Origin of the sequence: Streptococcus sp. 1449 (assembly GCF_013276805.1) — a bacterium.
In the GTDB taxonomy this organism is placed as follows: Bacteria; Bacillota; Bacilli; order Lactobacillales; family Streptococcaceae; genus Streptococcus; species Streptococcus pseudopneumoniae.
Map to the genome: position 1 here is coordinate 3950 of NZ_VMLS01000056.1, position 2912 is coordinate 6861.

1 protein-coding gene is annotated in these 2912 nt (G+C 43.1%); it reads right to left on the reverse strand.

Features of this window, described 5'->3' with window-relative positions; all coding sequences use genetic code 11:
* Nucleotides 1-2912 (reverse strand): hypothetical protein (locus tag HT687_RS09580; RefSeq protein ID WP_240152483.1); only part of this gene is annotated, 2912 nt, incomplete at both ends.

The following is a 2912-nucleotide window of genomic DNA, read 5'->3' on the forward strand; positions in this document are numbered from 1 at the left end:
TATAGGTGAGTAAAGCCACTCACCGCCACTATAAGTGATACGACCAGACACCCTCAAACTACCATTTATCACTGCTCCATTTGAAAACGACGGTTGACTATAAAAATTCACTCTTGATCTATCCGAAAAGTCAACCCTACCGTGGAAATTTGCTCCGTTTCGGCAATGCATGTTTCCTAACGTTGTCACATACCAAGCATTGGGGCCAGGACTGTTCCAATTGTAACCCCAGTTCGCCCAAAATGCGGTATTTTCGCCATTGTAGCTTCCGCCTTCGCCGTTTCCCATGCCGACCGAGAATTGGTTGACACCAGAAATCCAGCGACCTCTTCCTTGAGCAAAACGACCAATTGTAAACCCTCCTATTTGACCCTGATAAGCTTCTAAGAAAGTCGAGCGATTCACAACTGATTCAATCTTAGTCGCAAAGATACGTTTAGAAGTTAGTTCTCCAATAAAGGCGTCGTTGGCAATAAGTTTTCGAATAAAGGCATGATCAAACTTTACCTTATCAGCTGTGACCGCTTCGGCAGCTAAAACAGCTGTCGTTACTGAACCTGATTCAAAATTAGCTGTCTTCAACTTATCAACCATGGCAGACTTGATGACTGCTCTGTCAATCAGGGTCTCGCCTGTTATATGGGTTAATTTCCCAGAAAGACGATTATGACCATTGGCTCCTAGATTGATACCCGAAATCAAATCACCTGCACTGTTGATGTTTTGAACCAACCAGGAGCCAGCTAGTTGAGTCATTTTTGTTTGCGTGGCTTCAAGCTTCTTATTCGCATCTGCGACTGCATCTTCTGGATGTGGTTGCCATGTTCTAGGTTTATAACCTTTGTACAAGTCAACTTCTGTAATATACAAATCAGCTGTTCCTGATGATGAGCCATTGTTCTCAAAACGAATGTAAGCATTATCCATTTCTCCGGAATTAAAAGTTACTGAGACATCTTCGCATCTAGAGGTAGATAGTTTCTTGCTACTAACAACTTTCTTAAAGATTGTGAATCCATCGCTCTCGCCTGCTCTTCGTCCCAAAATATAAACATCATAGCTTGCTAGAGCACTGTTGTTAAATCCTCTAAAATTCAGTACATAGTCAGTATTTCGTTCAAGATTAAAACGGTGACTAGACAAAAAGTTTTTGTTTTTAGTTGCATTACTTAAACGCATAAGGTCTTTCTGCCCGTTGTGATAAAAGCTATGCTTAACCAATCTTCCTAAATTTTGAGTTGAGCCCCATTTATTCGTATCATTTTTAAAATCACTATTCTTAATGAGGTTAGGGCCGCTTACACTATATTTCCCAACCTCAACCTGAAACAGTTGATTGGTCATAGCCATGCGAGCAACCTTATCCGCAATTCCATTTTCAGTATTGCCCAAAATCCGCTCGTAAAGTTCACTGGTTTCCTTAACACGCTGGAAGTCAGTAGTCTCTACCTTACCTGCCAGTTGATGGGATAGGTTCGCAATGTTCCTGGTCATATCCTGCTTATAAGTTGTTATTTGGCTTGAAATATCCCTAAATGTCCCGTCGGCAGATTGACGATAGCTAGCTATTTGGCTAGTTATTTCTCTATTCGCACTCGTTTTAACTCCTTCAATTCTCCGATGAATCCCCTCCACGTCTTCTTGATAGCTTGATTTCCCTACATAATCTCTGGATATCTGCTCACGAACTGCTCTTGCTTGTCTCGCGCTCTCCTCACGAGTATAGCGCTGTAAGCTTTCCTGTCTTTGACCATCTTGAGTAACATAGGCCTGAACAGCCGACAAATCCGTTCGCAATTCCTGCGCTGTTCGCTCAAAGCTAGCCTTAGCTTGTGTGATGAGACCATTGGTGTCTTCAAGCGCTGGACTCCAGTCTGTCGCTAGGGTACCTTTTTCAAGTTTAATCCTACGAATGAAAAGAGTTCCTCCGTATCCTAAATCTGAATTGAATAGGGTCATCTGTAGCTTGGATTCAGAGGGCGCATCCTCTTTAAAAAATACCGGACCTGTAAGCCTAAATCGCTGCCACTCCCTAGTCGCAGTGAACTCTTTTCGTCCCTCTATACCAAAGCCATTCGCCCCACCATGCGACATATGGAAAGGAAAAGAACCATCAACTTCATCGAGTTTACAATCAAACGAGAGAGTCCAAGTTGTCCCAATATCGGACTTTGAAAGATAGGGATCTAGATTATCAAACACAAAACCAAAACGAGACTGTTGAATTTTCTCGGAATCACGATAATAGTTCCGACCACCAACTTGCATATTTGAAAATTCTTCTCGCAATTTTCCAGCTTCAGTCACAACTAAGGTCTTATCTGCCTTGTCCTTGGTTGCGTTCAGGATTTCCTGGCGGATAGAGCCAGCCTGCACCTCAAATTCAGCCGTACTAAGCTTCTGATTTAGTTGGCTCTGGGTATCTCTTTCTAACCTCCTCACAGACTGCCTAATATTCTCAGCAGTCACGTTGAGGGAGCTGATATCCGCTTTGGTTCTGAGACCTTCAGTCAAACGCCTCACTCCAGCATCAAGCGCATCAGCGCGCTGATTAAAACGAGAGGTCATTGTTGAAATACGAGTAGAGCTCTCTTCTTGTATACGGTCTATCTGACTCGTCAGAGTCTCTGCTGTTTGCCTGACTTCTGATTTGTTAGCTTTCCCTTCCATTCTGTTCGTCAGTGCAGTTAGCCTGCCTTTAGTCGTCTCTTCATATCTTGCCTGAGAGCTTCTGACTCCAGCCAAGTCATTCTTTATCTGACCGAGAGCTTGAACTTGTTTGGAAATGTCAGTTTTAAGTTGCCTTTGCTTGGAGCTTATATCATTGGTAACTGTCTGCTTTAGAAGATTCAAATCACCCGACAAAGCCGTCTGAGCACTCCTAGTCTGCGACTTAAACGCTTCAAGTCTAG